Consider the following 26589-nt stretch of genomic DNA (forward strand, 5'->3'; position numbering starts at 1 on the left):
ATGCTCGCCCGCCGCGCACTGTTGCGGCGACTGGGCGGCGCCCCGGAAGTTCGCCGTCCGCCCTGGACCGCCAGCGACCTCAGTGAACGCTGCACGCGCTGCAGCGCGTGTATCGATGCGTGCCCGGAACAGGTGTTGCGGGTCGGTGACGGCGGCTTTCCGCAACTCGACCTGAGCCAGTCCGGCTGCAGCCTGTGCGGCGAGTGCGCGGCGGCCTGTCCGGCCGGCGTGTTCCACCGCCAGCGCCCGGCTTTCGCCTGGCACGCACGGATCGAAGCACACTGCCTGGCGCTGGCCGGCATCCACTGCCGCAGTTGCGAGGAAGTCTGCGAAGCCCGCGCCATCCGCTTCCATGCGCAGATCGGCGGTCCGCCGTTGCCGAAACTCGATCCGCAGGCCTGTACCGGTTGCGGCGCCTGCCTGGCACCCTGTCCCAGCCAGGCCATCCGACTGATCACAGAGACTCCGACCGATGCCTGACTGCGTCCAGATCGCCAGCCTGATCGTGCATGCCCGCCCCGAGGCGCTGCCGGCAGTGAAGGCCAACCTGCAGCTGCTGCCCAACCTCGAAGTGCATCAGGAAAGCCCGCTGGGCAAGCTGGTGGTTGTCCTTGAGGCCACGGAGGAAGCGCAGATTCTTGCCACGCTCGAAACGATCCACAACCTGCCCGGCGTGATCAACGCCGTGCTGGTCTACCACGAAATCCTCGAATCGCCGGACGAACCACTCCCCGAACATAAAGACGCATCCGCCCTGCCTGCGGCCAGCGTCCCCGCCGGAGGTGCCTGATGAAACTGACCCGCCGTGAATTCGCCAAGGCCAATGCCGCCGCCATCGCGGCGACAGCGGCCGGCCTGCCGATATTCAGCAGCGCCGCCAACCTGGTCACCGAGGCGGACATGACCCGCCTCGACTGGAACAAGGCCCCCTGCCGCTTCTGCGGCACCGGCTGCGGGGTGATGGTCGCCACCCGCGACGGCAAGGTGGTCGCCACCCACGGCGACATCAAGGCCGAGGTGAACCGCGGGATCAACTGCGTGAAGGGCTATTTCCTGTCGAAGATCATGTACGGCAGCGACCGCCTGACCCACCCGCTGCTGCGCATGAAGAACGGCAAGTACGACAAGCAAGGCGAGTTCCAGCCGATCAGCTGGGACCAGGCCTTCGACATCATGGAAGAGAAGTTCAAGGCCGCGCTCAAGGCCAAGGGACCGACCTCGGTGGGCATGTTCGGCTCCGGGCAGTGGACGGTGTGGGAAGGCTATGCAGCGAACAAGCTGTTCAAGGCCGGCTTCCGCTCCAACAACATCGACCCCAACGCGCGGCACTGCATGGCCTCGGCGGTGATGGGCTTCATGCGCACCTTCGGCATGGACGAGCCGATGGGCTGCTACGACGACTTCGAAGCCACCGACGCCTTCGTCCTCTGGGGCTCGAACATGGCCGAGATGCACCCGGTGCTCTGGTCGCGGGTCACCGACCGCCGCCTCAGCGAGCCACATGTGAAGGTCGCCGTGCTCTCCACCTATGAGCACCGCAGCTTCGACCTGGCCGACATCCCCATGGTGATGAAGCCGCAGAGCGACCTGATCATCCTCAACTACATCGCCAACCACATCATCGAAAGCGGCGCGGTGAACAAGGACTTCATCGGCAAGCACGTGAAGTTCGCCCACGGCGCCGAGGACATCGGCTACGGCCTGCGCCCCACCGACCCGCTAGAACAGAAGGCGAAGAATGCCGACAAGGCCAACACCTGGACGGACATTTCCTTCGACGAGTTCGCCGCCTACGTCAAGCCCTACACCCTGGAGCGCGCGGCGAAGGAATCCGGCGTGCCCGCCGAGCGCCTGAAGGAGCTGGCCGAGCTGTACGCCGACCCGAAGCGCAAGGTCGTGTCGTTCTGGACCATGGGCTACAACCAGCACACCCGCGGCGTCTGGGCGAACAACCTGACCTACAACATCCACCTGCTCACCGGGAAGATCAGCGAGCCGGGCAACAGTCCGTTCTCCCTCACCGGCCAGCCCTCCGCCTGCGGCACCGCGCGCGAGGTCGGCACCTTCGCCCACCGCCTGCCGGCGGACATGGTGGTGACCAACCCGAAACACCGCGAAACCGCCGAGAAGATCTGGAAGCTGCCGGCCGGCACCATCCAGGAGAAGATCGGTTTCCACGCCGTGCAGCAGAGCCGCATGCTCAAGGACGGCGTGCTCAACGTGTACTGGACGCAGGTCTGCAACAACATGCAGGCCGGGCCCAACGTCATGCAGGAAATACTTCCCGGCTGGCGCAACCCGGAAAACTTCGTGATCGTTTCCGACGTCTACCCGACCGTTTCCGCCCAGGCCGCCGACCTGATCCTGCCCAGCGCCATGTGGGTGGAGAAGGAAGGCGCCTACGGCAACGCCGAGCGCCGCACGCAGTTCTGGCACCAGTTGGTGCCGGCGCCGGGCGAAGCCAGGTCCGATCTCTGGCAACTGGTGGAGTTTTCCAAGCGCTTCACCACCGACGAGGTCTGGCCCGCCGAACTGCTGGCGAAGAAACCGGAGCTGAAGGGCAAGACGCTCTACGACGTGCTGTTCAAGAACGGCCAGGTCGATGCCTACCCGATAGACGACATCGCCAAGGGCTACGCCAACGAGGAGGCCAAGGCGTTCGGCTTCTATATCCAGAAGGGTCTGTTCGAGGAGTACGCCGCCTTCGGTCGCGGCCACGGGCATGACCTCGCCCCGTTCGATACCTATCACGAAACCCGCGGCCTGCGCTGGCCGGTGGTGGACGGCAAGGAAACCCTCTGGCGCTACCGCGAGGGTTACGACCCCTACGTGACCAAGGGCAGCGAAGTGCAGTTCTACGGCTATCCGGACAAGAAGGCGATCGTCTTCGCCCTGCCCTACGAACCGCCGGCGGAGTCGCCGGACAAGGACTACCCGTTCTGGCTGTGCACCGGCCGCGTGCTCGAACACTGGCACACCGGCAGCATGACCGAGCGTGTACCGGAACTGCACAAGGCCGTTCCCCAGGCGCTGGTGTACATGCATCCGGATGACGCGACCCAGCTGAAGCTGCGTCGGGGCAGCGAGGTGAAAGTGGTCAGCCGGCGCGGCGAAATCCGCGCCCGGGTGGAAACCCGCGGGCGCAACAAGCCGCCGCAGGGTCTGGTGTTCGTGCCGTTCTTCGACGCCAACCGGCTGATCAACAAGGTCACCCTCGACGCCACCGACCCCATCTCCAAGCAGACCGACTACAAGAAGTGCGCGGTGCGTATCGAACTGCTCAACCTGGCCTGAGGAGACCAGCCATGAAACGGATGCATACCGCCTTCCTGGCCCTGCTGTTCGCCTTGCCGCTGCAGGCCGCCGAGGTCAACTACCCGCTGGACGCCCCCGCCCCCAACGGCCGCCGGCCCGGCGGCACCATCGCCCAGGAACTGCCGGCGCCGCCGCTGGGCAATGAGGAAAACAAGGACCTCAAGCGCGAACGCAACTACCCCGAGCAGCCGCCGACCATCCCCCACACCATCATCGGCTACCGCATCGACACCAACAGCAACAAGTGCCTGTCGTGCCACAGCCGCACGGCCAGCGCGAAGTCGCAGGCGCCGATGATCAGCATCACCCACTACATGGATCGCGACGGCCAGCCGCTGGCCGCGGTGGCACCACGGCGCTACTTCTGCGTGCAGTGCCACGTGCCGCAGGAGGATGTGCCGCCACTGGTGGGCAATACCTTCGAGGACGTCGACACCCTTCTCCAGCGAGACGCCGCCAAGGCCACCGGCAAACCCTGAGGAGCCGCCATGAAAGCACTCATCGCCTGGCTCGCGGGTTACTGGCGCATCCTGCGCCGGCCCAGCGCGCACTACAGCCTCGGCTTCCTGACCCTGGCGGGATTCATCGGCGGAATCATGTTCTGGGGCGGTTTCAACACTGCCCTGGAGGCGACCAACACCGAGACGTTCTGCACCTCATGCCACGAGATGCGCGACAACGTGTTCGTCGAATTGAAAGACACCATCCACTACAGCAACCGTTCAGGCGTACGCGCCACCTGCCCGGACTGCCACGTGCCGCACAAGTGGACGGACAAGATCGCGCGCAAGATGCAGGCCTCCAAAGAGGTCTGGGGCAAGATCTTCGGCACCATCAGCACCCGCGAGAAGTTCCTCGACTACCGCCGTGAGCTGGCCGAGCACGAGTGGGCGCGGCTGAAAGCCAACGATTCGCTGGAGTGCCGCAACTGCCACAACTTCCAGTTCATGGACTTCACCCGGCAGAGCCAGCGTGCGCGGCAGATGCACTCCACCGCGCTGGCCTCTGGGCAGGCGACCTGCATCGACTGCCACAAGGGCATCGCCCACCACCTGCCGGACATGACCGGAGTAAAAGGCTGGTAGGCGACGGGGGATGGATCAGGCGAGGTCGGCGACGATCGCCGCCAGCGCCGCGGCCGGATCGGCGGCCTGGCTGATCGGACGGCCGATCACCAGGTAGTCGGAGCCGGCGTCCAGCGCTTGGCGCGGGGTGAGGATGCGACGCTGGTCGTCCTGGGCGCTGCCGGCCGGACGGATACCGGGGGTGACCAGTTGCAGCGACGGGTGCGCGGCCTTCAGCGCCGGGGCCTCCTGGGCCGAGCAGACCAGGCCATCCATGCCGGCCTTCTGCGCCAGCGCGGCGAGGCGCAGCACCTGCTCCTGCGGCTCGACGTCGAGGCCGATGCCGACCAGGTCCTCGCGCTCCATGCTGGTCAGCACGGTGACGCCGATCAGCAGCGGCTTCGGCCCGTTGAACGCGTCCAGGGTCTCGCGGCAGGCCGCCATCATGCGCAGGCCGCCGGAGCAGTGCACGTTGACCATCCACACGCCCATCTCGGCGGCGGCCTTGACGGCCATCGCGGTGGTGTTGGGGATGTCGTGGAATTTCAGGTCGAGGAACACCTCGAAGCCCTTGCCACGCAGGGTTTCGACGATACCGGCGGCGCAGCTGGTGAACAGTTCCTTGCCCACCTTGACCCGGCACAGTTTCGGATCGAGCTGGTCGGCCAGCGCCAGCGCGGCTTCGCGGGTGGGGAAATCCAGGGCGACGATGATCGGGGTCTGGCAGGCGGACATGATGGGCTCTCGCGGCGAATCGAAAAAATCGGCGCGCATTGTCGCAGAAACGCGAGGAATTCCGTAGCGCCTCCGGACCATCGAGCCAGCATCGCCGCTGCCCAGGGAATGGCGCGGAACCTGACAAGGCGCTGCCCCGGGGGTATGGTGAAGGCTGACCAACCCGATGGAGAACACCATGCCCTGGTATGCCTGGCTGATCATGATCCTGGCCCTGGGTTCCATACTCGGCGGCCTGATGCTGCTGCGCGATACGGCGAAGAAATTGCCCCTGACCGAGGAACAGCTCAAGCGCATCCACGAGCGCAACGCCGAAATGGACGCCAAGGACGCCGAGGAGAAGCGCTGAACCTCCCGCTCCGCCCCGCAATGGGCAAGGCGTATGCCGAAAAGTCCGTAGCCCATGATGGCAATTGGCGACGGAATTTGCCTAGACTTCGCGCTCCCTGATGGAGACAACGATGTTCAGGAAGTTCGTGCCGCTGTTGCCCGCCCTTTTGCTGCTCAGCGGTTTCGCCCTTGGCTACGTCCAGCCGGTGGGACTGTTGATCGGCGCGCTGTACGTCGCCTGGGTCCTCTATGGCGAGCGCTACATTCCCTGGCTGCCCTGGTCGCTGGCCAGCCTGATCGTCAGCCTGGCGCTCGCCGCCCACCTGCTGCCGGGCACCATTTCCTGGACCCTCTGGCCGATGCGGCAGATGAGCCAGGACGCCCCCGCCTATGCCCTGCAACTGTCCTGGGACAAGGCCCTGGTTGGCGTCACCCTGCTGGCCTGGTGGCTGCGCCGGCCACGACCGAGCGAGCCCGCCTCGACGGACTTCGCCACCCTCACCGTGGTCACCACCCTGTTCGCCGTGCCGCTGCTGGCGGTCGCCAGCGGCATGGTGGTGTGGAATCCGAAATGGCCGGAAGGTTTCTGGCTGTGGATGGCGGTCAATATCGGGGTGATTTCCCTGGCCGAGGAAGGCGTGTTCCGCGGCCTGCTGCAGACCATGCTGGTGCAGCGCCTGGGTCCGTTCGGCGGGGTATTCGCCGCCAGCGCCCTGTTCGGCCTGGTACACCTGCCGATCAGCCCGCTGTTCGCCCTGGTCGCGGGAGTCGCCGGGCTGGGCTACGGGCTGGCGTTCCATTTCAGCGGCCGGCTGGTGGTGCCGGTGCTGCTGCACGGCGCGGTCAATTGCCTGCACCTGCTGCTGTTCAGCTATCCGTTGCGGATCGTCTGAGCCCCACCGTTTCAGGGCTCGCGGAATACCAGCAGCAGGGCCTGCTCCGCCAGTTGATCGAGGTTCAGCACCCCATCGGGGTCGTACCAGGTGATCGTCCAGGACAGTGCCCCGGTGAGAAAACGCCGCAGGATGAACGGATCGCCCTGGCACGCCCCCACCACGCAGGCTTCCTCCAGCACCTCCATCCACATCTGCTCGTAGATGTCGCGCAGGCCGAGGATGTACTGCTGCCCCTCGGGCGACAGCGAACGCCATTCGAATACCAGCACCGCCATCGCCTCGCCGGTGCCGCCCATGATCGACTGCAGTTCGCAGCGAATCAGCGCCAGCAGGCGGTCGCGCAGGGTATCGGCCTCGGCGAGGGCAGCGCGCATCACGGCGGTGTTGTAGAGCACGGTTTCCTCCATCACCGAACGGAGGATTTCGTCCTTGCTCTTGAAGTGATGGAAGATGCTGCCGGACTGGATGCCCACCGCGCTGGCCAGATCGCGCACCGTGGTGCGCTCGTAGCCCCTGCTGCGAAACAGGTGGGCAGCCGTCTGCAATAGTTTTCCCCTGGCACTCTCGGGATCGGTCAACTGCCCGTTGGCCACCATTTCCAGCAGTACGTCGCGCGCTTTCTGCTCGTACACGCCGCAGACCTCCCCTCTTCCCCGCACCAGGCGAAACGCCGGCAACTGTATTTACCGGCGAATGTATGTCGCCCCGGGTAACCGGGCAAGCGCCGGGTAACTATCCTCACTGGGATGCGCAGCGTTGCTGCCAACGGGTGTTGGGCTTCACTGCGTTCAGCACCAACCTACGATCACCAATAAGCATCGAGCAGAACCGGAGTAGGCATATGTCCCTGCAAGGCAAGACCCTGTTCATCACCGGCGCCAGCCGTGGCATCGGTCGCGAGATCGCCCTGCGCGCGGCACGTGACGGCGCCAATATCGTCATCGCGGCGAAGAGCGCCGAACCGCATCCGAAGCTGGCCGGCACCATCTTCAGCGTCGCCGCCGAAGTCGAAGCGGCCGGCGGCAAGGCACTGCCGCTGCAACTGGACGTGCGCGACGAGAATGCCGTGCGCGAGGCCATGGCCAGGGCCGCGGAGCATTTCGGCGGCATCGATGCGCTAGTGAACAACGCCGGGGCGATCAAGCTGGTCGGCGTCGAGCAGCTCAAGCCGGCGCGCTTCGACCTGATGCACCAGATCAACACCCGCGCGGTGCTGGTCTGCAGCCAGGCGGCGCTGCCCTACCTGAAGCAGAGCGGCAATGGCCATATCCTCAGCCTGTCGCCGCCGATCAACCTGGCGAGCAAGTGGTTCGCCCAGTTCGGGCCCTACACGGTGACCAAGTACGGCATGAGCATGCTCACCCTGGGCATGCACGAGGAGTTCGGCAAATACGGGATCAGCGTCAACTCGCTGTGGCCGCGGACGATCATCGCCACCGCCGCCATCGAGTTCGAAGTGGGCGGCCCCGAGGCGATGAAGAAGGCGCGCACCCCGGCGATCATGGCCGACGCCGCGCATGCGGTGCTGAGCAGTTCCGGCCGCAGCATCAGCGGACGTCTGCTGATCGACGAGGAAGTCCTTCGCGAGCAGGGTGAGAGCGATTTCGAGCAGTACCGCGTCGATCCGGCGGGCGGGGAGCTGATGCCTGACCTGTATCTCGAGTGATGGTGCCGGCCCGGCGCCGGCTCAGTGCTTGAACTCGAACTGCAGCTCGGCGCCTTCCACCGTCTGCCAGTAGTCGTCTTCCCGCGCATGTTCCTTGTGCAGCAACTTGCCGTTGAGCTGGAACGATCCCTGGCTGGACTTCTCGACGAACATGGGCGGCAGCAGCGACTTTTCCGCTTCGACCGGCGCGGCAGCGGCCGAGGCCAGTACCAGGTCGCTGGGCAGGTGCATGTCGATCGGCGGCAATGGCGCCGGCTGCTTGCTGGCAGCCACCTTCTCCGGCTTCTTCACCGGCTTGCGCGGAGCTTCGGCGCTCGCCCCGGCCTTGGCGGGCAGGGGCTCGGTTTTCGCCGATGGCTGCGCCGCCGGAGCCGCTTCCGGCCTGGCCACGGGGACCGGCGGCACGACAGGCGTGACAGCCTGCGGGGCAGCTGCAGGACTGGCAGGAGGCGGCGCTGCCTTCTCCTCGTCGCCACAGGCACTGAGAAGGAGCGGCAGGCACAGCAGGACGACGAATCGACGGAGCATATTCAATGGGCTGCAGGAAAAATCGCGCAATGCTGACGTGACTCCCGTGACATGGCAAGAGCGCTCCGGCGGCGACGATCTCCGCCTATCGGATCACTATCCAGCCTACCAGCCGGCAATGGCTGGCAGGCCGTCATGCATCAAGGCTTCTCCTGCAGGCGCCGCAGCTCGGCATCGATGTCCAGTTGCGGATAGCGCTTGTGCAATTCCTCGCGCAGTACCCTGGCCTCCTCCGCCTGTCCCGACTGTTGCAGGGTCTGCAGGCGCCACAGGCTGGCCTGGGGCTCCGGCATGGCCGCATCGGCCATCGCCGACGGCTTCGCCAGCAGTTCTTCGGCTCGTTGCGGAGCCTGCGAGCTGGCTTCGGCCTTGCGCTTGCTGCTTTCCGCCTCGACGGCGACTTTTCCACGGCTTTCGGCCTGTTCGAACAGCACGCTCTGCTCCGCTGGCGCTGCCGGAGCCATGGCCGGAGCCGGCGCGGAGCGGAGCATCGGCTGTGACGGTGCCTCGCTGGCAGGCGCAGGAACCACGCTGGCCGGCGCATCGAACTGCCGCGGCGCGTCCTCGAAGGTGCGTTGCGTCAGGCTCAGGCCGATCCCCAGGACCGCCACGCCGGCGACGGCCACGCCCCAGCGATGATGGTTGCCGGCGCCGAACAGCCAGCGATGCAGCCGCTCCTGCCAGCCGGCTCGTTGCGGGCGTTGCACGGCAGCCCTGGCGGCCGCCAGGATGCGCGCGTCGAGTTCGGCCGACGGTTGCTCGCCGCTGTGCCGACGGTAATGTTCGAGCAGCGCCTGGTCGGCGTCGCGCGGCATCTGCGGGTCGCGATTCATGGGGTCACCTCCTCGGCTGCCGCCGGATCGGCCAGCAACCGCCGCAGTTTCTGCAGGGCATAGCGCAAACGGCTCTTCACTGTTTCCGCGGGTGTCTGGGTCAGCTCGGCGATCTCGGTCAACTCCAGCTCGCCATGGGCGCGCAGCAGGAACACTTCGCGCTGTTCGCCGGGCAAGGCATCCAGCGCGCCGCGCAGGCGTTCGCGGTCCTGGCTGAGACTGAACTGCCGCTCGGGGTCTTCGTCCTGCCCCGGCAGCGCGTCGCCATGCAGTTGTTCATCGAACTCTTCCAGGCGCTCCTGCTGGCGGCCGTGCTTGCGCCAGTGGTCGATCAGGCGGTTGCGGCCGATCTGGTACAGCCAGGTCTTGAAGCTGGCCCGGCCGAGCGGTTCGCTGGCGCTGCGGATCAGGCTCAGCCAGGTTTCCTGGAACACCTCCTCGGCCTGGGCGGTGTCGCCGCAGAGGCCGTGGAGGAAACGGAACAGGCCGAGGCGATGGCGCGCATAGAGCACGCCGAACGCCTCGGCATCGCCTTGTCGGTAACGCCGCAGCAGGGCGGCGTCATCGTCCGTGTCGGTATTCTTCACATCACTCCGTCCGTGCCTGAGTGGGTATGGGAGTCTGCAGGCTCTGCGCCAGCTCGGCGAGCTGGACGAACTCGCCGCGCAGACCGAAGCGGTCGTCGCCGCGCGCGGCGCGGGCCAGCTGCACAGTATCGCCCATGCCGAAGGCGCCGGTGTAACGGCCGCCGCGCAACTGCTCGGCGAAGGCCGCCACCGCCGCGGCGAAGCGCAGGTCGTCGCTGGCCTGGGCCAGGCTGGCGCGCTGTTCCGCCATGCGTACCGGCCGCTCCACGAGCCGGCTGGCACCGCCCTCTGGCGCCTGGTAGCGCACCCGCAGCAGCGCCAGCTCGTCGCCCTTGCCGCTGCCCTGCGGTTTCGCCTGCTGGTAGCGCAGATCGTCCAGCCAGCCCCTGGCCCCGGTCGGGACGATTTCGTAGAGCGCGGTGACCGTGTGCCCGGCGCCAATCTCACCGGCATCGACCTGGTCGTTGTTGAAGTCTTCGCGTTTCAGCGCGCGGTTCTCGTAGCCAAGCAGGCGGTATTCGCTGACGGTCGCCGGATTGAACTCGAGCTGGATCTTGACGTTCTTCGCCACCACCGCGAGGGTCGAGCTCAACTGATCGACCAGCACCTTGCGCGCCTCGCGCAGGTTGTCGATGTAGGCGTAGTTGCCGTCGCCGGCATCGGCCAGTTGCTCCATCAGCCGCTCGTTGTAGTTGTCCACGCCGAAGCCGAGGGTGGTCAGGGAAACGCCGCTGCGACGCCGTTCGGCGGCCATCTGCTTGAGTGTGTCGAAGTCGCTGATGCCGACGTTGAAGTCACCGTCGGTGGCCAGCAGGATGCGGTTGATGCCGTCCTTGATGAAGCCCTTCTGCGCCATCTGGTAGGCCATCTCGATGCCCGAGGCGCCAGCGGTGGAGCCGCCCGCGCTGAGCTGGTCGATGGCCGCGCGGATCTTCGCCTTGTCGCGGCCGGACGTCGGCTCCAGCACCACCCGCGATTCGCCGGCATAGACCACCAGGGCGACGCGATCCTGCTCGCGCAGGCGATCCACCAGCAGCTTGAGGGTGCTCTTCACCAACGGCAGCCCCTCGCGGCGGTCCATCGAGCCGGAAACATCGACGAGGAACACCAGGTTGGCCGGCGCCAGCTCCGCGATGCTGCGGTCGCTGGCGCGGATGCCGATGCGCAGCAGGCGCGTCTGCGGGTTCCAGGGCGACGGCGCCAGCTCGGTGGTGATGCCGAACGGCGAACCATCGGCGGGCAGCGCGTAGTCGTAGGGGAAGTAGTTGACCATCTCCTCCAGGCGCACCGCGCCTTCCGGCGGCAGGCGGCCTTCATTGAGGATGCGCCGGACGTTGGCGTAGCTGCCGGTATCGACGTCGATGCTGAAGGTGGAAACCGGCGCCTCCGCCACGGCGTGCACGGGGTTCTGCGGCAGGTTCTGGTACTGCTCGCGGGGCACGTCGCGATAGCCGCCCTGCTGGTAGTCCGCCATCGGCGCCGGAGCGATCATCGCGGCCGGGGCCTTCGACAGGTAGGCGCTTGCCGTGGCTTCGGAACGCAGCTTGGCCCGCTCCTCGACGACCGGGCTGGCCGGCATTTCTGCTTCAGGCTGGGTGGCCGGCTGACTGGGCACTGGCGCGGCCCTGGAGACCTCGCCTTCGCTGGATACACCGCAGCCGGCAAGCGCCAGCAACAGGCCGATGGCGAAACCCTGGGTGGCGGGACGCAGGAAATGGATGGGGAGCGACATGATGGTGGCCTCGCGGGTGATGATCCTTTCACCCGCTGAGACGGACGACCGAGGAAAAGCGGGTTAACACGTAGGGCGGATGAAATCCGCCACATCCGACGCGCGACCCATGGCGGGTTTCACCCGCCCTACTCCGGCGAGCAGGGCGTTCAACTTACGCCGCGATCAACCCTTCCTGACAGAGCTGGCCGGCGAGCATGCCGAGGGTCATGATCGCCCGCTCCGCTTCGCGATCCCATGGGATGCCGCAGGTCAGGCGCAGGCAGTTGTTGAACTGCTCGGTGTTACTGAAGATCAGCCCCGGCGCGATGCTGATGCCCTGCTCCAGCGCCCGTACGTGCAACTCCTTGGTATTCACCTTGGCCGGCAGGCTGACCCAGAGGATGAAGCCGCCCTTCGGCCGGGTCATCTGCGTGCCCTCCGGGAAGTACTGCTGCACCGCCAACTGGAAGGCGGTCATGTTCTTCCGGTACTCCTGGCGGATGTAGCGCAGGTGGCGGTCGTAGCCGCCGTTCTCCAGATAGGCGGCCACGCCCATCTGCGTCACCGTACAGGCGGAATGGGTGGTGAAGGTCTGCAGGCGGCGGATTTCCTCCTGGTAGCGCTCGGCGATGATCCAGCCGATGCGCACGCCGGGGGAAATGGTCTTCGAGAAGCTCGAGCAGTACACCACCCGCCCTTCCTTGTCGTGGGCCTTGAGCGCCTTGGTCTGGCCCTGGTCGAACATCAGCTCGCCGTAGATGTCGTCCTCGATCACGCCGATGTTGTGGTCGGCGGTGAGCTTCAGCAGCTGCTTCTGGCGCTCCTCGGGGATGGTCCCGCCCAGCGGATTGCTCAGCCGCGCAGTCAGCACCAGAGCCTTGATCGGCCACTGGTTGGCGGCCAGTTGCAGGGCCTCCAGGCTGATCCCGGTAAGCGGGTCGCTGGGGATCTCGATCACTTTCAGGCCGAGGATATCGGCCAGTTGCAGCAGGCCGTAGTAGCTCGGAGACTCGGTGGCGATCAGGTCGCCGGGCCGGGTCATCACCCTCAGGGCCATGTGGATGGCATCGACGCAGCCGTGGGTGATGGTCACCTGGGTCGGATCGACGATCACGCCGGCATCGCGCATGCGGATCGCCACCTGCCGGCGCAGCGGTTCGTAGCCCGGGCTGAACATGTAGCTGAAGGCACGCGGGCTGGAGAAGCGGGTGACCTTGGCCAGTTGCTGGTGCAGGGCGCGCACCGGCAGGTAGTCCACATGCGGCACCGCCGCGCCGAGCGGGAACACGCCTTCGCGGCGCGCCTCGGCCAGTACCTGGTTGATGATGCTGCTGCGGGTGACCAGCCCCGGCCGCTCGACCCGGGCGATATCCGGCGTCGATGCGGTGAGCGCCGGCGTGCGGTGCACGTAATAGCCCGACTGCGGACGAGCGCGGATCAGGCCCTGGTCCTCGAGGGTGGCGTAGGCCTGCAGCACAGTTGCGTGGCTGACGTTGAGCTGGGTGCTCAGTTTGCGCACCGAGGGCACCCGCTCGCCCGGCTGATAGACACCACGGCGAATGTCCTCGGCGAGTTGCTGGGCAATGCGTTGATAGAGGAGCAGATTGGTCACGGCGGCGATCCCTCGGTCATTGAACCGAAACAGTAGCCAAAAAGACAAAACTGTTCCAGAACAGTAGCAGGTTATCTCCGCCGTACAGTTCCTGCCGACAGAACGCCCTCCCGGGCGGAGTCGTCAGCAGCTCCGTCTCAGTACTCGCCCAACCAGTCGAGCATTCCGGCCAGTACCAGTTGCGCATCGGTGGTGATGCCCAGCTTGAGCATGGCGTTGCGCTTGTGGGTACTGATGGTCGAAACGCTGCGGTCGGTACGTTCGGCTATCTCGCTGACCGTGGCGCCATGCGCCAAACGCCAGACGACATCGATCTCGGTGGCACTCAATGGCCGGCTGCCGTGCCGTTGCAGCCGCAGTTTGGGATCGATGAAGGTTTCGCCGTTACGCAGATGGGCAATGGCATCGCTGAGTACCGGCAGGGGGCTGCGCTTGCAGACGAAGGCATGGGCGCCGAGCTTCAGTGCCGCCCTGGCCATCAGCGGTGCGCCCATGACGGAGTAGATCAGTACGCGAAGATGCGGGTGGTCACGCTGCATCCTCTCGATCAGGTGTTCGGCTTCGCGTCCCTGTATTCCCGGCAGGGCCATTTCGATGATCGCGACATCCACATCCGGCGTTTCGGCCAATCGCTGCAGGAGGGTGTCGATATTGGAGGTACTGAACAGCACACGCGCCCTGCAATGCTCCGGTAGATACTGTTGCAGGCCCCAACGGATCATCGGCTGAACATCGGCCACCACGACGTTCACCATGTCTTTCGCGAGCGACATGAGCTTCCCTCTCTCTTCGTGTTAGTTATCCGGGGATGGTCCATTCCCTATTCTCGCTATCTCCCGCCTCGTAATAGTTCGAACGAACAGCACGAAAAAGCCCCGAACCTTGCGGGCCGGGGCTCTATTTTTCACGAAAAAGTAGGAAAAGCTCGAAAATGGCCGCTAGCGAACCGCGCCCAGTTGCCCCTTCTCGTCGGAGAAGACGATTTCCACCCGGCGGTTCTGCGCGCGCCCCAGCGAGGAGGCGTTGTCCGCTACCGGATACTTCTCGCCGTACCCCTGCACCTGGATGCGTCGGATGTCGATGCCGAGATCGCCCAGCGCGTCGGCGACGGATTGCGCGCGATCCCGCGACAGTTGCAGGTTTTCCTGCGCATCGCCCTCGCTGTCGGTATAGCCCTCGATGCGGATCACCCGGCGCGGGTTCAGCTGCAGGAACTGCACGAGCTTGAGCACCGTGCGATTCGCCGCCGGCTTCAGGTCGGCCTCGCCGCTGTCGAACAGGACGTCGCCCAGGGTCAGCACCAGGCCGCGCTCGGTCTCGTTGGTCGCCAGGCTGACCATCTGCTCTTCCAGCCACTTGCTCTGCTGCTGGACGCTGAGCAGGCGCGCCTCGCGCATGGCCAGTTGCAGGCGTTCGCGCTCCAGCTGCTGCTTCGCCAGGCGCTCCTGATTGAGCCCAAGCTCACTGTGCTCGCGGGCGATCTCGCTGTAGCGCTGGCTGAGGTAGGCGTACTGCAGCACATCGTCGTCGCTGCCCCAGTAGCTGGACAGGCGTTCGGCGCGCGCCAGCGATTCGCCGGCACGGATGACATCCTTCGGCGCGCTGCGCAATACGTTGGAATCCTCCTTGACCGCCTGGAACGCCGAGCGTGCCTGCTCCAGCGCCTGCTCGGCCGGCTTCGAGGTGGCACAACCGGTCAGCGCCAGGGGGATGAGGATTGCGGATATGCGCAACATCGGGCGGGACTTCATTGCAGTTCCCCCAGTTGCTTGCGCAGACGATTGATGCTCTTGCCCTGTTCGGCAAACTGCTCGGCGCTCTTGCGCGTCAGCACCTTGGCCTCCGCCAGTCGCGCATCGAGCTCCGCCTGCTCCGCCAATTGCCGGGCCTTCTTGTTTTCCTGCTCGGCAAGGGCGCTTTTCGCCGCCTGGTATTTCTCCCCGGCCATCCTGAACTCGGCCAGTTCGTCGGTCGCACCGACAGCTTTCGCCTGCGTGAGGGCCTGTTCGGTCAGGCGCATCTGCTCGCCTGGTACGGGGTCGTTCGACGCGCAACCTGCCACAGCCAGCATGGCGATGCCTGCGACCATAATCCTTGGATCGATCACGAAATCTCTTGTCCTACTCGGTGGGAGTGCCGGCCGGCTGCAATTGCTGGGCCTTCCAACGCACCAGATTGTCCTCCAGCAAGCGCTGGGGGACACCCGCGGCGGCCAATTCTGTCATTTTTTTCGCCAGCTGTCCGCGCAGCCAGGGATCGTTGCAGGCGGAGTTGTGCGCCAGCGCGATGTACTGACTCTCGCTGGAGACCGGAGGTTCCAGCACCTGCAGGTCGTTCAGCATGCCCAGCGTATCGGCCGTCGCCAGGCCGGGGTAATACTGCTGCAGCACGAAATCGGAGCGCTTCAGCAGGAGCTGCTGGAAGGCCTGGGTGAGGCTCGGCACCGCCTCCAGCGCCAGGTTCGCCCTGGCGAAACCATCGAAACCCGGACCGAAACTGTTATTGGCCAGGATCGCCCCCTTGCGGCCGCGCAGGTCCTCCCAGCCGGCGTAGGGGAACAAGGCATCCTTGCGCACCCACAGCACGCTGTCGGCCGCCAGGAAGGCAGGGTGCACGTAGTCCATCTGCTCCAGACGCTCCGGCGTCAGGCTGGCCCCCGCCAGCAGATCGACGCGTCCCTTGCGCGCCTCCTCCTGCGCCCGGGCCCAGGTCCCGGTGTAGAGCACCCGGATATCCACGCCAATCGCCTTGCCGATCCGCTCCAGCAGGTCGGCGTTGGCGCCGATCAGCCGGTCCGGCCTGGCCGGATCGCGCCAGAGATAGGGGGGAAAGTCAGGATTGCCGGTGGCAATCAGCCGCTCGCATTTCCCGGCGGCCGGAGCAGCCAGCGGCAGGAGCAGGGAAACCAGCAACAGTGCCGGACGGAGCCACACGCGGCGTTCGAGCATCGAATTGTCTCGCTTGGCGATGAATGAATCGGTCATGCTTGGGTCGGCGGCAGGCGGCGACGAACGGCAGCCGTCTTTCGCCCCGGGCATTCAGTGGCAAGCTGCCGCGCGGCTTGTATTTGATAATAAGGACCACTCATGAAGAAAGCCTTTCTCGGACTTATCCTGATTCTTGCCGCGACTGCCGGCGTGTTCTACCTCTCCCCCGCCACCCTGCTCGCCGCCAGCCAACTGGTCGACAGCACCCGCGCCGGACTCAGCGAACGATCCCTGCAGGTCGGCGACCTGGATATCCGCTACTACGAGGGTGGCCCGGCAAAAGCGCAAACCGTGCTGCTGGTCCACGGTTTCGGCGCCGACAAGAACAACTGGCCGCGTTTCGCCCGCTATCTGACCGAGCGTTACCACGTGATTGCCGTGGACCTGCCCGGCTTCGGCGAAAGCAGCCGGCCGGACAATATCAGCTACGACGTCGGCTCCCAGGCCGAACGGCTGTTCGACTTCACCCGCGCCCTCGGCATCGGCCGCTTGCACCTGGTGGGCAACTCCATGGGCGGACAGATCGTCGCCGTGTTCGCCGCACGGCATCCACAGCAGGTGCTGTCCCTGGCCCTGTTCGACAACGCGGGTGTACAGGCGCCACGCCAGAGCGAGCTGCTGCGTCGCCTCGAACAGGGCGACAACCCCCTGCTGCTGAGCAAGGCCGAGGAACTGCCGAAGCTGCTCGACTTCGTCTTCGTCCAGCCGCCCGAAATGCCCGAACGGCTGCAGCGATATCTGGGCGAGCGTGCCGTGGAGCGCAGCGCCTTCAACCGGAAGATCTTCGTCCAGTTGCTCGAACGCTATATCCCGCTGGAGCCGGAGCTGCCGAAGATCACCGCGCCAACCCTGCTGCTCTGGGGTGAACAGGACCGCCTGCTGGATGTATCCAGCGTAGACGTGATGAAACCGCTGCTGCGCCAGCCGAGCGTGGTGATCATGCAGAACTGCGGGCATGTACCGATGATCGAGAGGCCGGAAGAAACGGCCCGGCATTACCTCGCCTTCCTCGACAACCAGCCCCGTAGCTGAATCACGTTGGCGCTGACGCAGGATGGGTTGAGCTTGCGATACCCATCATCCATGGCCCGCATGGGTATCGCTTCGCTCAACCCATCCTACGAGATGATCTGGCGCCGGAACATATTCCTGTGGAGCGAGCTCTGCTCGCGAACACCGGCAACACAAAAGCTTCGCGAGCATCGGACTGGGCGTCCCCCTCGCTCCTACAAAAAAGCACCATCGGCGGCAGGACAGTTGCTCCTACGAGAGCCGCCGGGAATGAAAAAACCCGCCGGATGGCGGGTTTCTTCTTGAACGGGAGAAGCCTTAGATGGCTGCTTCCAGCTCCGGAATGATCTGGAACAGATCACCCACCAGGCCGTAATCGGCAACCTGGAAGATCGGAGCCTCTTCATCCTTGTTGATCGCGACGATGACTTTCGAGTCCTTCATGCCGGCCAGGTGCTGGATGGCACCGGAAATGCCGACCGCGATGTACAGCTGCGGCGCGACGATCTTGCCGGTCTGGCCGACCTGCATGTCGTTCGGCACGAAGCCGGCGTCAACCGCGGCACGGGAAGCGCCGACGGCAGCGCCGAGCTTGTCGGCCAGGCTGTAGAGCAGCTTGAAGTTGTCGCCGTTCTGCATGCCACGGCCACCGGAGACCACGATCTTCGCAGCGGTCAGTTCCGGACGGTCGGACTTGGCCAGCTCTTCGCCGACGAAGGCGGACTTGCCGGCGTCGGAAACGGTGCCGACGGCTTCAACAGCGGCGGAACCGCCTTCGGCCTTGGCAGCGTCGAAGCCAGTGCCACGCACGGTGATCACTTTCACGGCAGCCGAGGACTGCACGGTAGCGATGGCGTTGCCGGCATAGATCGGACGCTTGAAGGTGTCGGCGCTGACTACTTCGACGATCTCGGAGATCTGGTCGACGTCCAGCAGGGCAGCGACGCGCGGCAGGTAGTTCTTGCCGTTGGTGGTAGCCGGGGCCAGCACGTGGCTGTAGCCCTTGGCCAGCTCGACGATCAGCGGCGCGACGTTTTCCGGCAGTTGGTTGGCGTAGGCGGCGTTGTCGGCGACCAGCACCTTGGCCACGCCTTCGATCTTGGCGGCAGCCTCGGCCACGCCACCGACGTTCTGGCCAGCGACCAGCACGGCGATCTCACCACCGATCTTGGCAGCGGCAGCGACGGTATTCAGGGTGGCACCGGCCAGAGCGCCATTGTTGTGATCAGCGATTACCAGGATAGCCATCAGATTACTTTCGCCTCGTTCTTCAGTTTCTCGACCAGTTCGGCAACGGACTTGACCATCACGCCGGCGCTGCGGGCGGCCGGGGCTTCGACCTTGACGGTCTTGACGGTGGAAGCGGTGGAAACGCCCAGGGCGTCCGGAGTGACCACGTCCAGCGGCTTCTTCTTGGCCTTCATGATGTTCGGCAGCGACGCGTAGCGCGGCTCGTTCAGGCGCAGGTCGGTGGTGACGATGGCCGGCAGGGCCAGCGCAACGGTCTGCAGACCGCCGTCGATCTCACGGGTGACGTTGACCTTGTCGCCAGCCACTTCGACCTTGGAGGCGAAGGTGCCCTGGGCGTAGCCGCTCAGTGCAGCCAGCATCTGGCCGGTCTGGTTGTTGTCGCTGTCGATGGCCTGCTTGCCGAGGATGACCAGCTGCGGCTGCTCTTTGTCGACCACGGCTTTCAGCGCCTTGGCGATGGCCAGGGAGTTCAGCTCTTCGTTCGACTCGACCAGGATGGCACGGTCGGCACCCAGCGCCAGCGCGGTGCGCAGTTGCTCCTGGGCGGCGGTCGGGCCGACGGAGACGGCGACGATTTCAGTGGCTACGCCTTTCTCTTTCAGACGTACCGCTTCTTCCACGGCGATTTCGCAGAAGGGGTTCATCGACATCTTGACGTTGGCGAGGTCGACGCCGGAGTTGTCCGCCTTGACGCGAACCTTGACGTTGTAGTCGACCACTCGCTTGACAGCTACAAGAACCTTCATGGATTCCTCGTTATTCACCGGTGATTGGGAATGTCGCCAGACAGGCCTGGCAGGTAGTGCACGCCATCTGCAACTACATTCAGCGAGACCGCGACCGCAAAACCGGTGGGTATCTTGACTGTATCGTTCTGGCCGGTCAATACGTCAGAATACCCTGCAAGCAGCCAGAACCCCGATTCCATCTGGGTTCCGAGCGATTCAAACAAACGTTTGTATCGCTCGATAAGGGGTGTGGATATGACACCGTAGACGGATATAATGCGGCCCCGCTCTGTCCGGGTAGTGCCCCGACCCCATAACCAACAAAATAGCCGTAGAGCCCTGAGTTAGGAGAGATTGATAGTGGAACGCGAGTACATGGAATTCGACGTCGTCGTCGTCGGCGCCGGTCCTGCCGGCCTGTCCGCCGCATGCCGACTGAAACAGAAAGCTGCCGAGGCTGGTCAGGAGATCAGCGTCTGCGTAGTCGAGAAGGGTTCCGAAGTCGGTGCTCACATTCTCTCCGGTGCTGTCTTCGAGCCGCGCGCGCTGAACGAACTGTTCCCCAATTGGAAGGAACTGGAAGCGCCGCTGAACACCCCGGTGAAGGGCGACGACATCTATCTGCTGAAGAGCGCCGACGGCGCGGTCAAGGTGCCGAACTTCTTCGTGCCCAAGACCATGCACAATGAAGGCAACTACATCATCTCCCTGGGCAACCTGTGCCGCTGGCTGGCCCAGCAGGCCGAAGGCCTGGGCGTCGAGATCTACCCGGGCTTCGCCGCCCAGGAAGCGCTGATCGACGAGAACGGCGTGGTTCGCGGCATCATCACCGGTGACCTCGGCGTCGACCGCGAAGGCAACCCGAAAGAGGGTTACTACACCCCGGGCATGGAACTGCGTGCCAAGTACACCCTGTTCGCCGAAGGCTGCCGTGGCCACATCGGCAAGCAGCTGATCAAGAAATACAAGCTCGACAGCGAAGCCGACGCCCAGCACTACGGCATCGGCATCAAGGAAATCTGGGACATCGATCCGGCCAAGCACCAGCAGGGCCTGGTGGTACACACCGCCGGCTGGCCGCTGAACGACGACAACCCGGGCGGTTCCTTCCTCTACCACCTGGAAAACAACCAGGTCGTGGTCGGCCTGATCATCGACCTGTCCTACAGCAACCCGCACCTGTCGCCGTTCGACGAATTCCAGCGCTACAAGCACCACCCGGTGATCAAGCAGTACCTGGAAGGCGGCAAGCGCGTGGCCTACGGCGCCCGCGCCATCTGCAAGGGCGGCCTGAACTCGCTGCCGAAGATGGTCTTCCCGGGCGGCGCGCTGATCGGCTGCGACCTCGGCACCCTGAACTTCGCCAAGATCAAGGGCAGCCACACCGCGATGAAGTCCGGCATGCTGGCCGCCGAAGCCGTGGCTGAAGCCCTGGCCGCCGGCCGCGAAGGCGGCGACCTGCTGAACAACTACGTCGACTCGTTCAAGGCCAGCTGGCTGTACGACGAGCTGTTCCGCAGCCGCAACTTCGGCGCCGCGATCCACAAGTTCGGCGCCCTCGTCGGCGGTGCGTTCAACTTCATCGACCAGAACATCTTCGGCGGCAAGATCCCGGTCACCCTGCACGACAACAAGCCGGACTATGCCTGCCTGAAGAAGGCCAGCGAAGCGCCGAAGATCGACTACCCGAAACCGGACGGCAAGCTCAGCTTCGACAAGCTGTCCTCGGTATTCCTCTCCAACACCAACCACGAGGAAGACCAGCCGATCCACCTGAAGCTCACCGACCCGAGCGTACCGGTCGGCAAGAACCTGCCGCTGTACGACGAGCCGGCACAACGTTACTGCCCGGCCGGCGTGTACGAAGTGGTGAGCAACGACGACGGCAGCAAGCGCTTCCAGATCAACGCGCAGAACTGCGTGCACTGCAAGACCTGCGACATCAAGGACCCGGCCCAGAACATCACCTGGGTTGCCCCGGAAGGCACCGGCGGTCCGAACTACCCCAACATGTAATACCGACGAAAGGGCTCCTCAGGGAGCCCTTTTCGTTTCATGGCTCGCGCTCTTGCCGCTAGCGCGTCGCCCATGATCTAATTGATAACAATTATCGTTAAGTAGAAGTCTGCGGCAGCGAGGCCGGGATGAAACGGCCCACTACCCTTTCCCCTCAGTACGCGCTCATCTCCGATCTGTACCAGCAGCACCAGCCCTGGCTGCTCGGCTGGCTGTACCGCCGCCTGGGCAATCGGGATACCGCCGCCGACCTCTCCCAGGACTCCTTCGTCCGCCTGCTCGGCAAGCCCGAGATTCCCGCGGAGCGCCCGCCGCGCTCGTTCCTCGCCCTGATCGCCCGCGGCCTGCTGATCGACTTCTATCGCCACTCGGCGCTGGAGCGCAGCTATCTGGAGTACCTGGCGCAACAGCCCGAGGAACTCGCCGACGACCCGCAGGAACAGCAGATTCGGCTCGAACAGCTGCGCGCGATCGACCGTCAGCTGGACGGCCTGTCCGGCCGGGCCAAACGCGCTTTCCTGCTGCACCGCCTGGAAGGGCTGAGCCAGCAGCAGATCGCCATCCAGCTCGGCGTCTCGCCGACCCGCGTCCAGCAGTACCTCGCCCAGGCCCTGCGCCATTGCTACGCCGCGCGCTTCGAGGCCGGGCATGACTGAGCAGCGCAGGCTGGCGGAAAGCGCCATCGCCGAAGCCATCGACTGGCAGCTGAGACTGCAGACGACCACCCCGTCGCCTGAACTGCTCGCCGAGTTCCACGCCTGGCGCCAGGCGAACGAGGAACATGCCGAAGCCTGGCGGCGCCTGTGCGAAATCGATGCGCCCTTTGCCGGCCTGGATCGTGCCGGCAGCCAGGTCCTGCTGCACAGCTACCGGCCCCGCAAGGCGCGCCCCGGCATGGCGCTGACGCTGCTGCTGGCCCTCGGCTGCGGCCTGTTCGCCGTCAACCGGCAGATCCCGCTGGAGGCTCTGGGCGCCGACTACGCCACCGCCACTGGCGAGCTGCGCTCGGTGCGCCTTGAGGACGGTACGGAACTGGTGCTGGGCCCGCGCACCCTGCTCGACGTCGACTTCGACAACCAGCAGCGCACCCTCACCCTGCGCCACGGCAGCCTTGCCGTGCGCACCGCCCATGGCGACTCGCGGCGCTTCGTGGTGCGCAGCGAGGACGGCCAGATGCGCCCCCTCGGCACCTATTTCAGCGTGGTTCGCGATGACGGCGGCACCACCCTGGACGTCCTGCGCTCGGCCGTCGCCGCACGCGGTACGGCACCCGCCGAGGTGACGGTCAAGGAAGGCCAGCGCCTGCAATTGCGCGACGGCCAGTTGTTGCCGATCAGCGCCTCGCCGGGCGCTGCGGATGCCTGGACCCGCGGCATGCTTCTGGTGCGCGAACGGCCGCTGGGCGAAGTAGTCGCCGCGCTCGCCGACTACAAGCGCGGCTTCATCAGTGTCGATCCGAGCCTGGCAGGACTGACCGTCAGCGGCAGCTTCTCCCTGCGCGACGGCGACAGGACCCTGGCCGCCCTGGCCAACGCCCTGCCCATCCGGATCGAACGCTACGGCACCCTCTGGACCCGGATCGTCCCCCGCGAAAACGCCCCACAGGGCGGAGCCGAAAAATAATTTCCAGGCCCCCTGTGGATTGGCGTGACTCGCTCGGTATTGGAAATGCCAATGCCTATCATCAAGGATTCGATCCATGCTTTCTCTGCGTCACGTCCGCCTCCCCCTCAGCCCGCTGGCCCTCGCCCTGGGCCTGTCCTGCATGCTCGCCGGCCCCGTAGCGCAGGCGGCCGAGGTATCCCAGCAACAGGTCCGCGCCTACGCCATTCCCGCCGCTCCGCTGGCCGACGTGCTCAGCCGCATCGCCAACGACGCCGGCCTGATCCTGGCCATCGATCCGCGCCTGGTCGGCAACGAGCTGTCCAACCCGGTGAATGGCCAGTACACCCCGGAGCAGGCCATGCAGCAGGCGCTCAGCGGCCATCGCCTGCAACTGCAGCGCAGCGACGACGGCACCTACCGGCTGATCCCGGCCGACACCCTGAGCATGGAAGCCTCCACCGTGACGGCCAGCGTCGACGACGACAGCGTCGGCTACGTGCCGCGCCGCAGCCGGACCGGCACCAAGACCGACACGCCGCTCCTGGAGACGCCGCAGTCGATCTCGGTGGTGACCCGCCAGCAGATGGACGCGCAGAACGTGCAGAGCGTGACCGAAGCCCTGCGCTACGTGCCGGGAGTGAAGGTGGAAACCTTCGGCATGGACCCCAAGGGTTATGACTGGCTGTACATCCGCGGCTTCAACGCACAGGCGAGCAACGACTTTCGCGACGGCCTGCGCCAGCTCAACAACAGCTACAGCTTCTTTCGCACCGAGCCCTACGCGCTCGAACGCATCGACATCCTGCGCGGCCCCGCTTCCACCCTGTTCGGCTCGGGCGAAGCTGGTGGCCTGATCAACCGCGTCAGCAAGAAACCCACTGCCGCCGGCGTACACGAGGTGGAACTGCAGGCCGGCAACCACGACCGCGTGCAGGGCCAGTTCGATATCGGCGACCGCGTGGATGACGAAGGCCGCTATCTGTACCGGGTGATCGGCGTCGCCCGCGACAGCAACACCCAGTTCGAATACGGCGACGGCCACGAAGTGCCGGACGACCGCCTGTACCTGGCGCCGTCGTTCACCTGGAACTTCAGCGACGACACCCAGCTGACCCTGCTGGCCGACGTGCTGCGCGACCGTTCCGGCGGCACCGTGAGCTACTACACGAATAACCTCCACCTCACCGACACGCTGCTGAACGAGCACAGCTTCAACCACTTCGACCAGGACCAGCACAGCATCGGCTACGAGTTCCAGCACCGCTTCAACGACGCCCTGCAGTTCCGCCAGAACCTGCGCTACGGCCAGGTCGACGTGAAGATGAACAACATGCTGCCGCTGGGCGCCGTGAGCGATCTGGTGCCGGCTCTTGCCGGAACCCCGCTGGGCAGCTTCGTGGCGCGCCAGCCGCGGCGCTGGGACGAGCACCTGGACGCCTTCGCCGTGGACAACCAGCTGCAGTTCGAGATCGCCACCGGCGCCCTGCAGCACACCCTGCTCGGCGGCATCGACTACAACCGTGGCCACGCCGACGTCCGCCGCTACTACGGGCCGCTGACACTGGCCGCCCTGCAGCCGTACCTGCTCGATCCGAACAACCCGCAGTACGGCCTGGACGTCCCGCGCCCGAGCACTCCGGCGATCAACTACCGCGAAACCATCGAGCAGCTCGGCTACTACCTGCAGGACCAGATCAAGTTCGGCGACGGCTGGATCGTCACCGCCGGCGGTCGCTACGACGACTACCAGCAGGAGCGCAACGACGTGCTGAATCCGCGCTCCTCCGCCGACATCCAGAAGCATGCCTTCACCGGCAAGCTGGGCGTGACCTACCTCACCAGCTTCGGCCTGGCGCCCTATGCCAGCTATTCGGAGTCCTTCCTGCCCAACCCGGGGATCGACCGCAGCGGTTCCAGCTTCGATCCGAGCGAAGGCGAGCAGTGGGAAGTCGGCGTGAAATACCAGCCGACCGAGAACATCCTGCTCACCCTGGCCGGTTTCGAGATCACCAAGACCAACGTGCTGACCCTCGACCCGCTGGACCGCACCTTCCAGGTCGCCCAGGGCGAGGCGCGCTCGCGCGGCATCGAGCTGGAGGCCAAGGCGCGCCTGGACGAGCACTGGGACATCCTGGCGTCCTACACCTGGCTGGATACCGAGATCACCAAAAGCAACAGCGGCGACGAAGGCAACGAAACGCCCAACGTGCCACGCAACATGGCCTCGGCCTGGGTCAACTACAGCTTCAACGACGGCCCGCTGCGCGACCTCACCCTGGGCACCGGCGTGCGCTACGTGGGCTCGATGTACGGCGACGCGGCGAACCGGGTGCGCCTCGACGACTACACCCTGGTCGATGCGGCCGCCAGCTACCAGCTGACGCCGCAGGTCAGCGTAGGCCTCAACGTGCAGAACCTGTTCGACCGCGACTACACCGCCACCTGCTATGGCAACGAGGTCGACGGCTGCTATCCGGGCGTGGAGCGCACCGTGATCGGCCGGGTCAGCTACAGCTGGTAGGTCACGGTCAGGTAGGGAGCGGCCCCAGGCGGAAGAACTGGCCGCCGCTCCAAACGCCTAGCCACTCCTCGCCGTCGATCACTCGCGGCACAGCCAGTTCGACCAGTTGGTAGAAGACGTTGCGGTGGATCAGTGCCTCCAGATTGGCACGCACCAGCACATAAGGCGCCGGCTCCTCGGTCTGCGCATCGAGGTCCACGCGCAGCGGATGTTCGCCATCCGCCTCGACCTCGTCCTCGACGTTGGTGGTGAAGCGCAATACCTGCTGCTCGCCCTCACCCTCGACGGCCACGTCGATCGCCACGAACGGCGCATCGTCCACCGTGATCCCGCACTTCTCCACCGGGGTGACCAGGAAGTAGTCGTCGCCATCGCGACGGATGATGCTGGAGAACAGCTTCACCATCGGCTTGCGCCCGATCGGCGTGCCCAGGTAGTACCAGGTGCCGTCGCGCGCAATGCGCATCTCGATATCGCCGCAGAACGGCGGATTCCACAGGTGTACCGGCGGCAACCCCTTGTCCCTGGGAATCTGTGCCAGCAGGTCGCCGGCCTTGCCTGGATCAGTCATCGGAAAACCTCATCGTTTCAGCCCCAGCAGGCTGCGGGCATATTCCTCCAGCGGCGGACCGAGCAGATCGTCCGGCTGGGCATCGTAGAACGTCAGAAAGCCGCCACGGTTATGGATGGTCGCCGTGTCGACCAGATAGAAGGTGGAGGTCTCGATCAGCATCACCTGGACCACGCTGCGGTCGCGACCGACGTCGCCCAGCGACTCGCGATCCTCCAGCTCTTCCCAGGTGCCGATATTGTCCTCGCCGCGGGCGAAGCGGGTGTACAGCAGGTAATCGGCGCCGAGCGAACGTGCCGTCTGCAGGGCCAAGTCGAGCCCCTGGGGCGCATCGGCGCGGCGGACCCGCGGGAAATACTCGATGAAGCCCTTGAATGCTTCCTCGGCCACCACATTGGGCCGCGCATAGGGATGCCCGCGCGGCACGAACGGGCCCTGGGCGATATAGACGAAGGAGTCCGCCTGCAGGCGCCAGTTGCTGGCCCGGCGAGTCTGGCCATGGTCGAGGAAGCCGGCATCGCGCAGGTAATGATCGGCGCCATCGGCCAGGTCGCTAGGCTTCATGCACCCCGCCAGCGCGGCAAAGGCGAGGATCAACAACAGATAGCGCATGCAGGAT

28 protein-coding genes are annotated in these 26589 nt (G+C 65.4%); 13 read left to right on the top strand and 15 right to left on the bottom strand.

Annotation, left to right across the window (positions count from 1 at the left end; all coding sequences use genetic code 11):
• The 5 genes from napF to JFY56_RS17770 are packed head-to-tail and all read left to right on the top strand — an operon-like array spanning position 1 to position 4400.
• Positions 1–480: a ferredoxin-type protein NapF gene (gene napF / locus JFY56_RS17750; RefSeq protein WP_208315261.1), complete on the top strand. Its 480-nt coding sequence runs from the start codon at positions 1–3 to the stop codon at positions 478–480.
• On the top strand, positions 473–790 hold the full coding sequence (locus JFY56_RS17755) for a chaperone NapD (RefSeq protein ID WP_208315262.1): 318 nt from the start codon (positions 473–475) through the stop codon (positions 788–790). The genes napF and JFY56_RS17755 overlap by 8 nt, the downstream gene beginning before the upstream one ends.
• Positions 790–3294 (top strand): nitrate reductase catalytic subunit NapA, encoded by a 2505-nt coding sequence (gene napA, locus JFY56_RS17760; RefSeq protein WP_208315263.1) that lies wholly within the window; start codon positions 790–792, stop codon positions 3292–3294. Before JFY56_RS17755 ends, napA begins: the two co-directional genes overlap by 1 nt.
• 11 nt (positions 3295–3305) lie before the next feature.
• The gene (locus JFY56_RS17765) at positions 3306–3794 is read left to right on the top strand and encodes a nitrate reductase cytochrome c-type subunit (RefSeq protein ID WP_208315264.1); all 489 of its coding nucleotides are present in this window, start codon (positions 3306–3308) and stop codon (positions 3792–3794) included.
• 9 nt (positions 3795–3803) lie between these two features.
• Positions 3804–4400: a cytochrome c3 family protein gene (locus JFY56_RS17770; RefSeq protein WP_208315265.1), complete on the top strand. Its 597-nt coding sequence runs from the start codon at positions 3804–3806 to the stop codon at positions 4398–4400.
• 15 nt (positions 4401–4415) lie between these two features.
• Here the strand turns inward: JFY56_RS17770 and pyrF are convergent, their stop codons facing one another.
• Complete coding sequence (gene pyrF, locus JFY56_RS17775; protein WP_208315266.1) at positions 4416–5114, bottom strand: orotidine-5'-phosphate decarboxylase; 699 nt, start codon at positions 5112–5114, stop codon at positions 4416–4418.
• A 178-nt stretch (positions 5115–5292) separates the two neighbouring features.
• On the opposite strand from pyrF, the gene JFY56_RS17780 reads away from it, so the two are divergent.
• Both JFY56_RS17780 and JFY56_RS17785 read left to right on the top strand, forming a co-directional pair.
• Entirely contained in the window at positions 5293–5463 is a 171-nt protein-coding gene (locus tag JFY56_RS17780; protein ID WP_208315267.1) for a DUF2897 family protein, read from the top strand.
• A gap of 112 nt (positions 5464–5575) precedes the next feature.
• Positions 5576–6337 carry a CPBP family intramembrane glutamic endopeptidase gene (locus JFY56_RS17785; RefSeq protein ID WP_208315268.1) on the top strand — a complete coding sequence of 254 codons (762 nt, stop codon included), beginning with the start codon at positions 5576–5578 and terminating at the stop codon, positions 6335–6337.
• 11 nt (positions 6338–6348) lie between these two features.
• Here the strand turns inward: JFY56_RS17785 and JFY56_RS17790 are convergent, their stop codons facing one another.
• Positions 6349–6972, bottom strand: a complete 624-nt coding sequence (locus JFY56_RS17790; RefSeq protein WP_208315269.1) for a TetR/AcrR family transcriptional regulator — start codon at positions 6970–6972, stop codon at positions 6349–6351.
• A gap of 209 nt (positions 6973–7181) precedes the next feature.
• On the opposite strand from JFY56_RS17790, the gene JFY56_RS17795 reads away from it, so the two are divergent.
• A complete protein-coding gene (locus JFY56_RS17795; RefSeq protein WP_208315270.1) occupies positions 7182–8006 on the top strand; it encodes an SDR family oxidoreductase in 825 nt (274 codons plus the stop codon).
• Between the two features lie 21 nt (positions 8007–8027).
• On the opposite strand, the gene JFY56_RS17800 is transcribed toward JFY56_RS17795, so the two are convergent.
• From JFY56_RS17800 to JFY56_RS17840, 9 genes are all read right to left on the bottom strand, one after another.
• Positions 8028–8534: a translation initiation factor 2 gene (locus JFY56_RS17800; RefSeq protein WP_208315271.1), complete on the bottom strand. Its 507-nt coding sequence runs from the start codon at positions 8532–8534 to the stop codon at positions 8028–8030.
• 140 nt (positions 8535–8674) lie between these two features.
• Complete coding sequence (locus JFY56_RS17805) at positions 8675–9367, bottom strand: hypothetical protein (RefSeq protein ID WP_208315272.1); 693 nt, start codon at positions 9365–9367, stop codon at positions 8675–8677.
• Positions 9364–9954: an RNA polymerase sigma factor gene (locus tag JFY56_RS17810; RefSeq protein ID WP_208315273.1), complete on the bottom strand. Its 591-nt coding sequence runs from the start codon at positions 9952–9954 to the stop codon at positions 9364–9366. Before JFY56_RS17810 ends, JFY56_RS17805 begins: the two co-directional genes overlap by 4 nt.
• Before the next feature lies 1 nt (position 9955).
• Positions 9956–11686 (bottom strand): vWA domain-containing protein, encoded by a 1731-nt coding sequence (locus JFY56_RS17815; protein WP_208315274.1) that lies wholly within the window; start codon positions 11684–11686, stop codon positions 9956–9958.
• 154 nt (positions 11687–11840) lie between these two features.
• Complete coding sequence (locus tag JFY56_RS17820) at positions 11841–13280, bottom strand: aminotransferase-like domain-containing protein (protein ID WP_208315275.1); 1440 nt, start codon at positions 13278–13280, stop codon at positions 11841–11843.
• 137 nt (positions 13281–13417) lie between these two features.
• Positions 13418–14053, bottom strand: a complete 636-nt coding sequence (locus JFY56_RS17825) for a response regulator transcription factor (protein ID WP_208315276.1) — start codon at positions 14051–14053, stop codon at positions 13418–13420.
• Between the two features lie 165 nt (positions 14054–14218).
• Positions 14219–15031 (bottom strand): OmpA family protein, encoded by an 813-nt coding sequence (locus JFY56_RS17830; RefSeq protein ID WP_208315277.1) that lies wholly within the window; start codon positions 15029–15031, stop codon positions 14219–14221.
• A complete protein-coding gene (locus tag JFY56_RS17835) occupies positions 15028–15369 on the bottom strand; it encodes a DUF4398 domain-containing protein (protein WP_208315609.1) in 342 nt (113 codons plus the stop codon). The genes JFY56_RS17830 and JFY56_RS17835 overlap by 4 nt, the downstream gene beginning before the upstream one ends.
• Before the next feature lie 31 nt (positions 15370–15400).
• Positions 15401–16228, bottom strand: a complete 828-nt coding sequence (locus JFY56_RS17840; protein ID WP_208315610.1) for a substrate-binding periplasmic protein — start codon at positions 16226–16228, stop codon at positions 15401–15403.
• Positions 16229–16366: 138 nt separating this feature from the next.
• On the opposite strand from JFY56_RS17840, the gene JFY56_RS17845 reads away from it, so the two are divergent.
• Positions 16367–17299: an alpha/beta fold hydrolase gene (locus tag JFY56_RS17845; RefSeq protein ID WP_208315278.1), complete on the top strand. Its 933-nt coding sequence runs from the start codon at positions 16367–16369 to the stop codon at positions 17297–17299.
• 297 nt (positions 17300–17596) lie between these two features.
• Here JFY56_RS17845 and JFY56_RS17850 read toward each other — a convergent pair whose 3' ends face one another.
• Entirely contained in the window at positions 17597–18526 is a 930-nt protein-coding gene (locus JFY56_RS17850; protein WP_208315279.1) for an electron transfer flavoprotein subunit alpha/FixB family protein, read from the bottom strand.
• Positions 18526–19275 carry an electron transfer flavoprotein subunit beta/FixA family protein gene (locus JFY56_RS17855; RefSeq protein ID WP_208315280.1) on the bottom strand — a complete coding sequence of 250 codons (750 nt, stop codon included), beginning with the start codon at positions 19273–19275 and terminating at the stop codon, positions 18526–18528. Before JFY56_RS17855 ends, JFY56_RS17850 begins: the two co-directional genes overlap by 1 nt.
• A 342-nt stretch (positions 19276–19617) precedes the next feature.
• Between JFY56_RS17855 and JFY56_RS17860 the strand changes: the two genes are divergently transcribed.
• From JFY56_RS17860 to JFY56_RS17875, 4 genes are all read left to right on the top strand, one after another.
• Positions 19618–21273, top strand: a complete 1656-nt coding sequence (locus tag JFY56_RS17860) for an electron transfer flavoprotein-ubiquinone oxidoreductase (protein ID WP_208315281.1) — start codon at positions 19618–19620, stop codon at positions 21271–21273.
• Between the two features lie 128 nt (positions 21274–21401).
• Complete coding sequence (locus JFY56_RS17865) at positions 21402–21929, top strand: sigma-70 family RNA polymerase sigma factor (RefSeq protein WP_208315282.1); 528 nt, start codon at positions 21402–21404, stop codon at positions 21927–21929.
• Positions 21922–22896, top strand: a complete 975-nt coding sequence (locus tag JFY56_RS17870) for a FecR domain-containing protein (RefSeq protein ID WP_208315283.1) — start codon at positions 21922–21924, stop codon at positions 22894–22896. Before JFY56_RS17865 ends, JFY56_RS17870 begins: the two co-directional genes overlap by 8 nt.
• Before the next feature lie 76 nt (positions 22897–22972).
• Entirely contained in the window at positions 22973–25399 is a 2427-nt protein-coding gene (locus tag JFY56_RS17875) for a TonB-dependent siderophore receptor (protein ID WP_208315284.1), read from the top strand.
• A 7-nt stretch (positions 25400–25406) separates the two neighbouring features.
• Here JFY56_RS17875 and JFY56_RS17880 read toward each other — a convergent pair whose 3' ends face one another.
• Together JFY56_RS17880 and JFY56_RS17885 are read right to left on the bottom strand one after the other, a co-directional pair.
• Positions 25407–25970: a DUF1285 domain-containing protein gene (locus tag JFY56_RS17880; RefSeq protein ID WP_208315285.1), complete on the bottom strand. Its 564-nt coding sequence runs from the start codon at positions 25968–25970 to the stop codon at positions 25407–25409.
• Positions 25971–25979: 9 nt separating this feature from the next.
• Positions 25980–26582, bottom strand: coding sequence for a DUF4823 domain-containing protein (locus tag JFY56_RS17885; RefSeq protein WP_208315286.1), 603 nt, complete (start codon positions 26580–26582; stop codon positions 25980–25982).
• Between the last annotated feature and the right edge of the window lie 7 nt (positions 26583–26589).

Source organism: Pseudomonas schmalbachii (assembly GCF_017589465.1).
Classification (GTDB): Bacteria; Pseudomonadota; Gammaproteobacteria; order Pseudomonadales; family Pseudomonadaceae; genus Pseudomonas; species Pseudomonas schmalbachii.

Excerpts from the sequence above, each read along its gene's own strand:
- napF (WP_208315261.1), top strand. The coding sequence starts at position 1 with ATGCTCGCCCGCCGCGCACTGTTGCGGCGACTGGGCGGCGCCCCGGAA.
- JFY56_RS17755 (WP_208315262.1), top strand. The coding sequence starts at position 473 with ATGCCTGACTGCGTCCAGATCGCCAGCCTGATCGTGCATGCCCGCCCC.
- napA (WP_208315263.1), top strand. The coding sequence starts at position 790 with ATGAAACTGACCCGCCGTGAATTCGCCAAGGCCAATGCCGCCGCCATC.
- JFY56_RS17765 (WP_208315264.1), top strand. The coding sequence starts at position 3,306 with ATGAAACGGATGCATACCGCCTTCCTGGCCCTGCTGTTCGCCTTGCCG.
- JFY56_RS17770 (WP_208315265.1), top strand. The coding sequence starts at position 3,804 with ATGAAAGCACTCATCGCCTGGCTCGCGGGTTACTGGCGCATCCTGCGC.
- pyrF (WP_208315266.1), bottom strand. The coding sequence starts at position 5,114 with ATGTCCGCCTGCCAGACCCCGATCATCGTCGCCCTGGATTTCCCCACC.
- JFY56_RS17780 (WP_208315267.1), top strand. The coding sequence starts at position 5,293 with ATGCCCTGGTATGCCTGGCTGATCATGATCCTGGCCCTGGGTTCCATA.
- JFY56_RS17785 (WP_208315268.1), top strand. The coding sequence starts at position 5,576 with ATGTTCAGGAAGTTCGTGCCGCTGTTGCCCGCCCTTTTGCTGCTCAGC.
- JFY56_RS17795 (WP_208315270.1), top strand. The coding sequence starts at position 7,182 with ATGTCCCTGCAAGGCAAGACCCTGTTCATCACCGGCGCCAGCCGTGGC.
- JFY56_RS17800 (WP_208315271.1), bottom strand. The coding sequence starts at position 8,534 with ATGCTCCGTCGATTCGTCGTCCTGCTGTGCCTGCCGCTCCTTCTCAGT.
- JFY56_RS17805 (WP_208315272.1), bottom strand. The coding sequence starts at position 9,367 with ATGAATCGCGACCCGCAGATGCCGCGCGACGCCGACCAGGCGCTGCTC.
- JFY56_RS17815 (WP_208315274.1), bottom strand. The coding sequence starts at position 11,686 with ATGTCGCTCCCCATCCATTTCCTGCGTCCCGCCACCCAGGGTTTCGCC.
- JFY56_RS17825 (WP_208315276.1), bottom strand. The coding sequence starts at position 14,053 with ATGTCGCTCGCGAAAGACATGGTGAACGTCGTGGTGGCCGATGTTCAG.
- JFY56_RS17830 (WP_208315277.1), bottom strand. The coding sequence starts at position 15,031 with ATGAAGTCCCGCCCGATGTTGCGCATATCCGCAATCCTCATCCCCCTG.
- JFY56_RS17835 (WP_208315609.1), bottom strand. The coding sequence starts at position 15,369 with ATGGTCGCAGGCATCGCCATGCTGGCTGTGGCAGGTTGCGCGTCGAAC.
- JFY56_RS17840 (WP_208315610.1), bottom strand. The coding sequence starts at position 16,228 with ATGCTCGAACGCCGCGTGTGGCTCCGTCCGGCACTGTTGCTGGTTTCC.
- JFY56_RS17845 (WP_208315278.1), top strand. The coding sequence starts at position 16,367 with ATGAAGAAAGCCTTTCTCGGACTTATCCTGATTCTTGCCGCGACTGCC.
- JFY56_RS17850 (WP_208315279.1), bottom strand. The coding sequence starts at position 18,526 with ATGGCTATCCTGGTAATCGCTGATCACAACAATGGCGCTCTGGCCGGT.
- JFY56_RS17855 (WP_208315280.1), bottom strand. The coding sequence starts at position 19,275 with ATGAAGGTTCTTGTAGCTGTCAAGCGAGTGGTCGACTACAACGTCAAG.
- JFY56_RS17865 (WP_208315282.1), top strand. The coding sequence starts at position 21,402 with ATGAAACGGCCCACTACCCTTTCCCCTCAGTACGCGCTCATCTCCGAT.
- JFY56_RS17870 (WP_208315283.1), top strand. The coding sequence starts at position 21,922 with ATGACTGAGCAGCGCAGGCTGGCGGAAAGCGCCATCGCCGAAGCCATC.
- JFY56_RS17875 (WP_208315284.1), top strand. The coding sequence starts at position 22,973 with ATGCTTTCTCTGCGTCACGTCCGCCTCCCCCTCAGCCCGCTGGCCCTC.
- JFY56_RS17880 (WP_208315285.1), bottom strand. The coding sequence starts at position 25,970 with ATGACTGATCCAGGCAAGGCCGGCGACCTGCTGGCACAGATTCCCAGG.
- JFY56_RS17885 (WP_208315286.1), bottom strand. The coding sequence starts at position 26,582 with ATGCGCTATCTGTTGTTGATCCTCGCCTTTGCCGCGCTGGCGGGGTGC.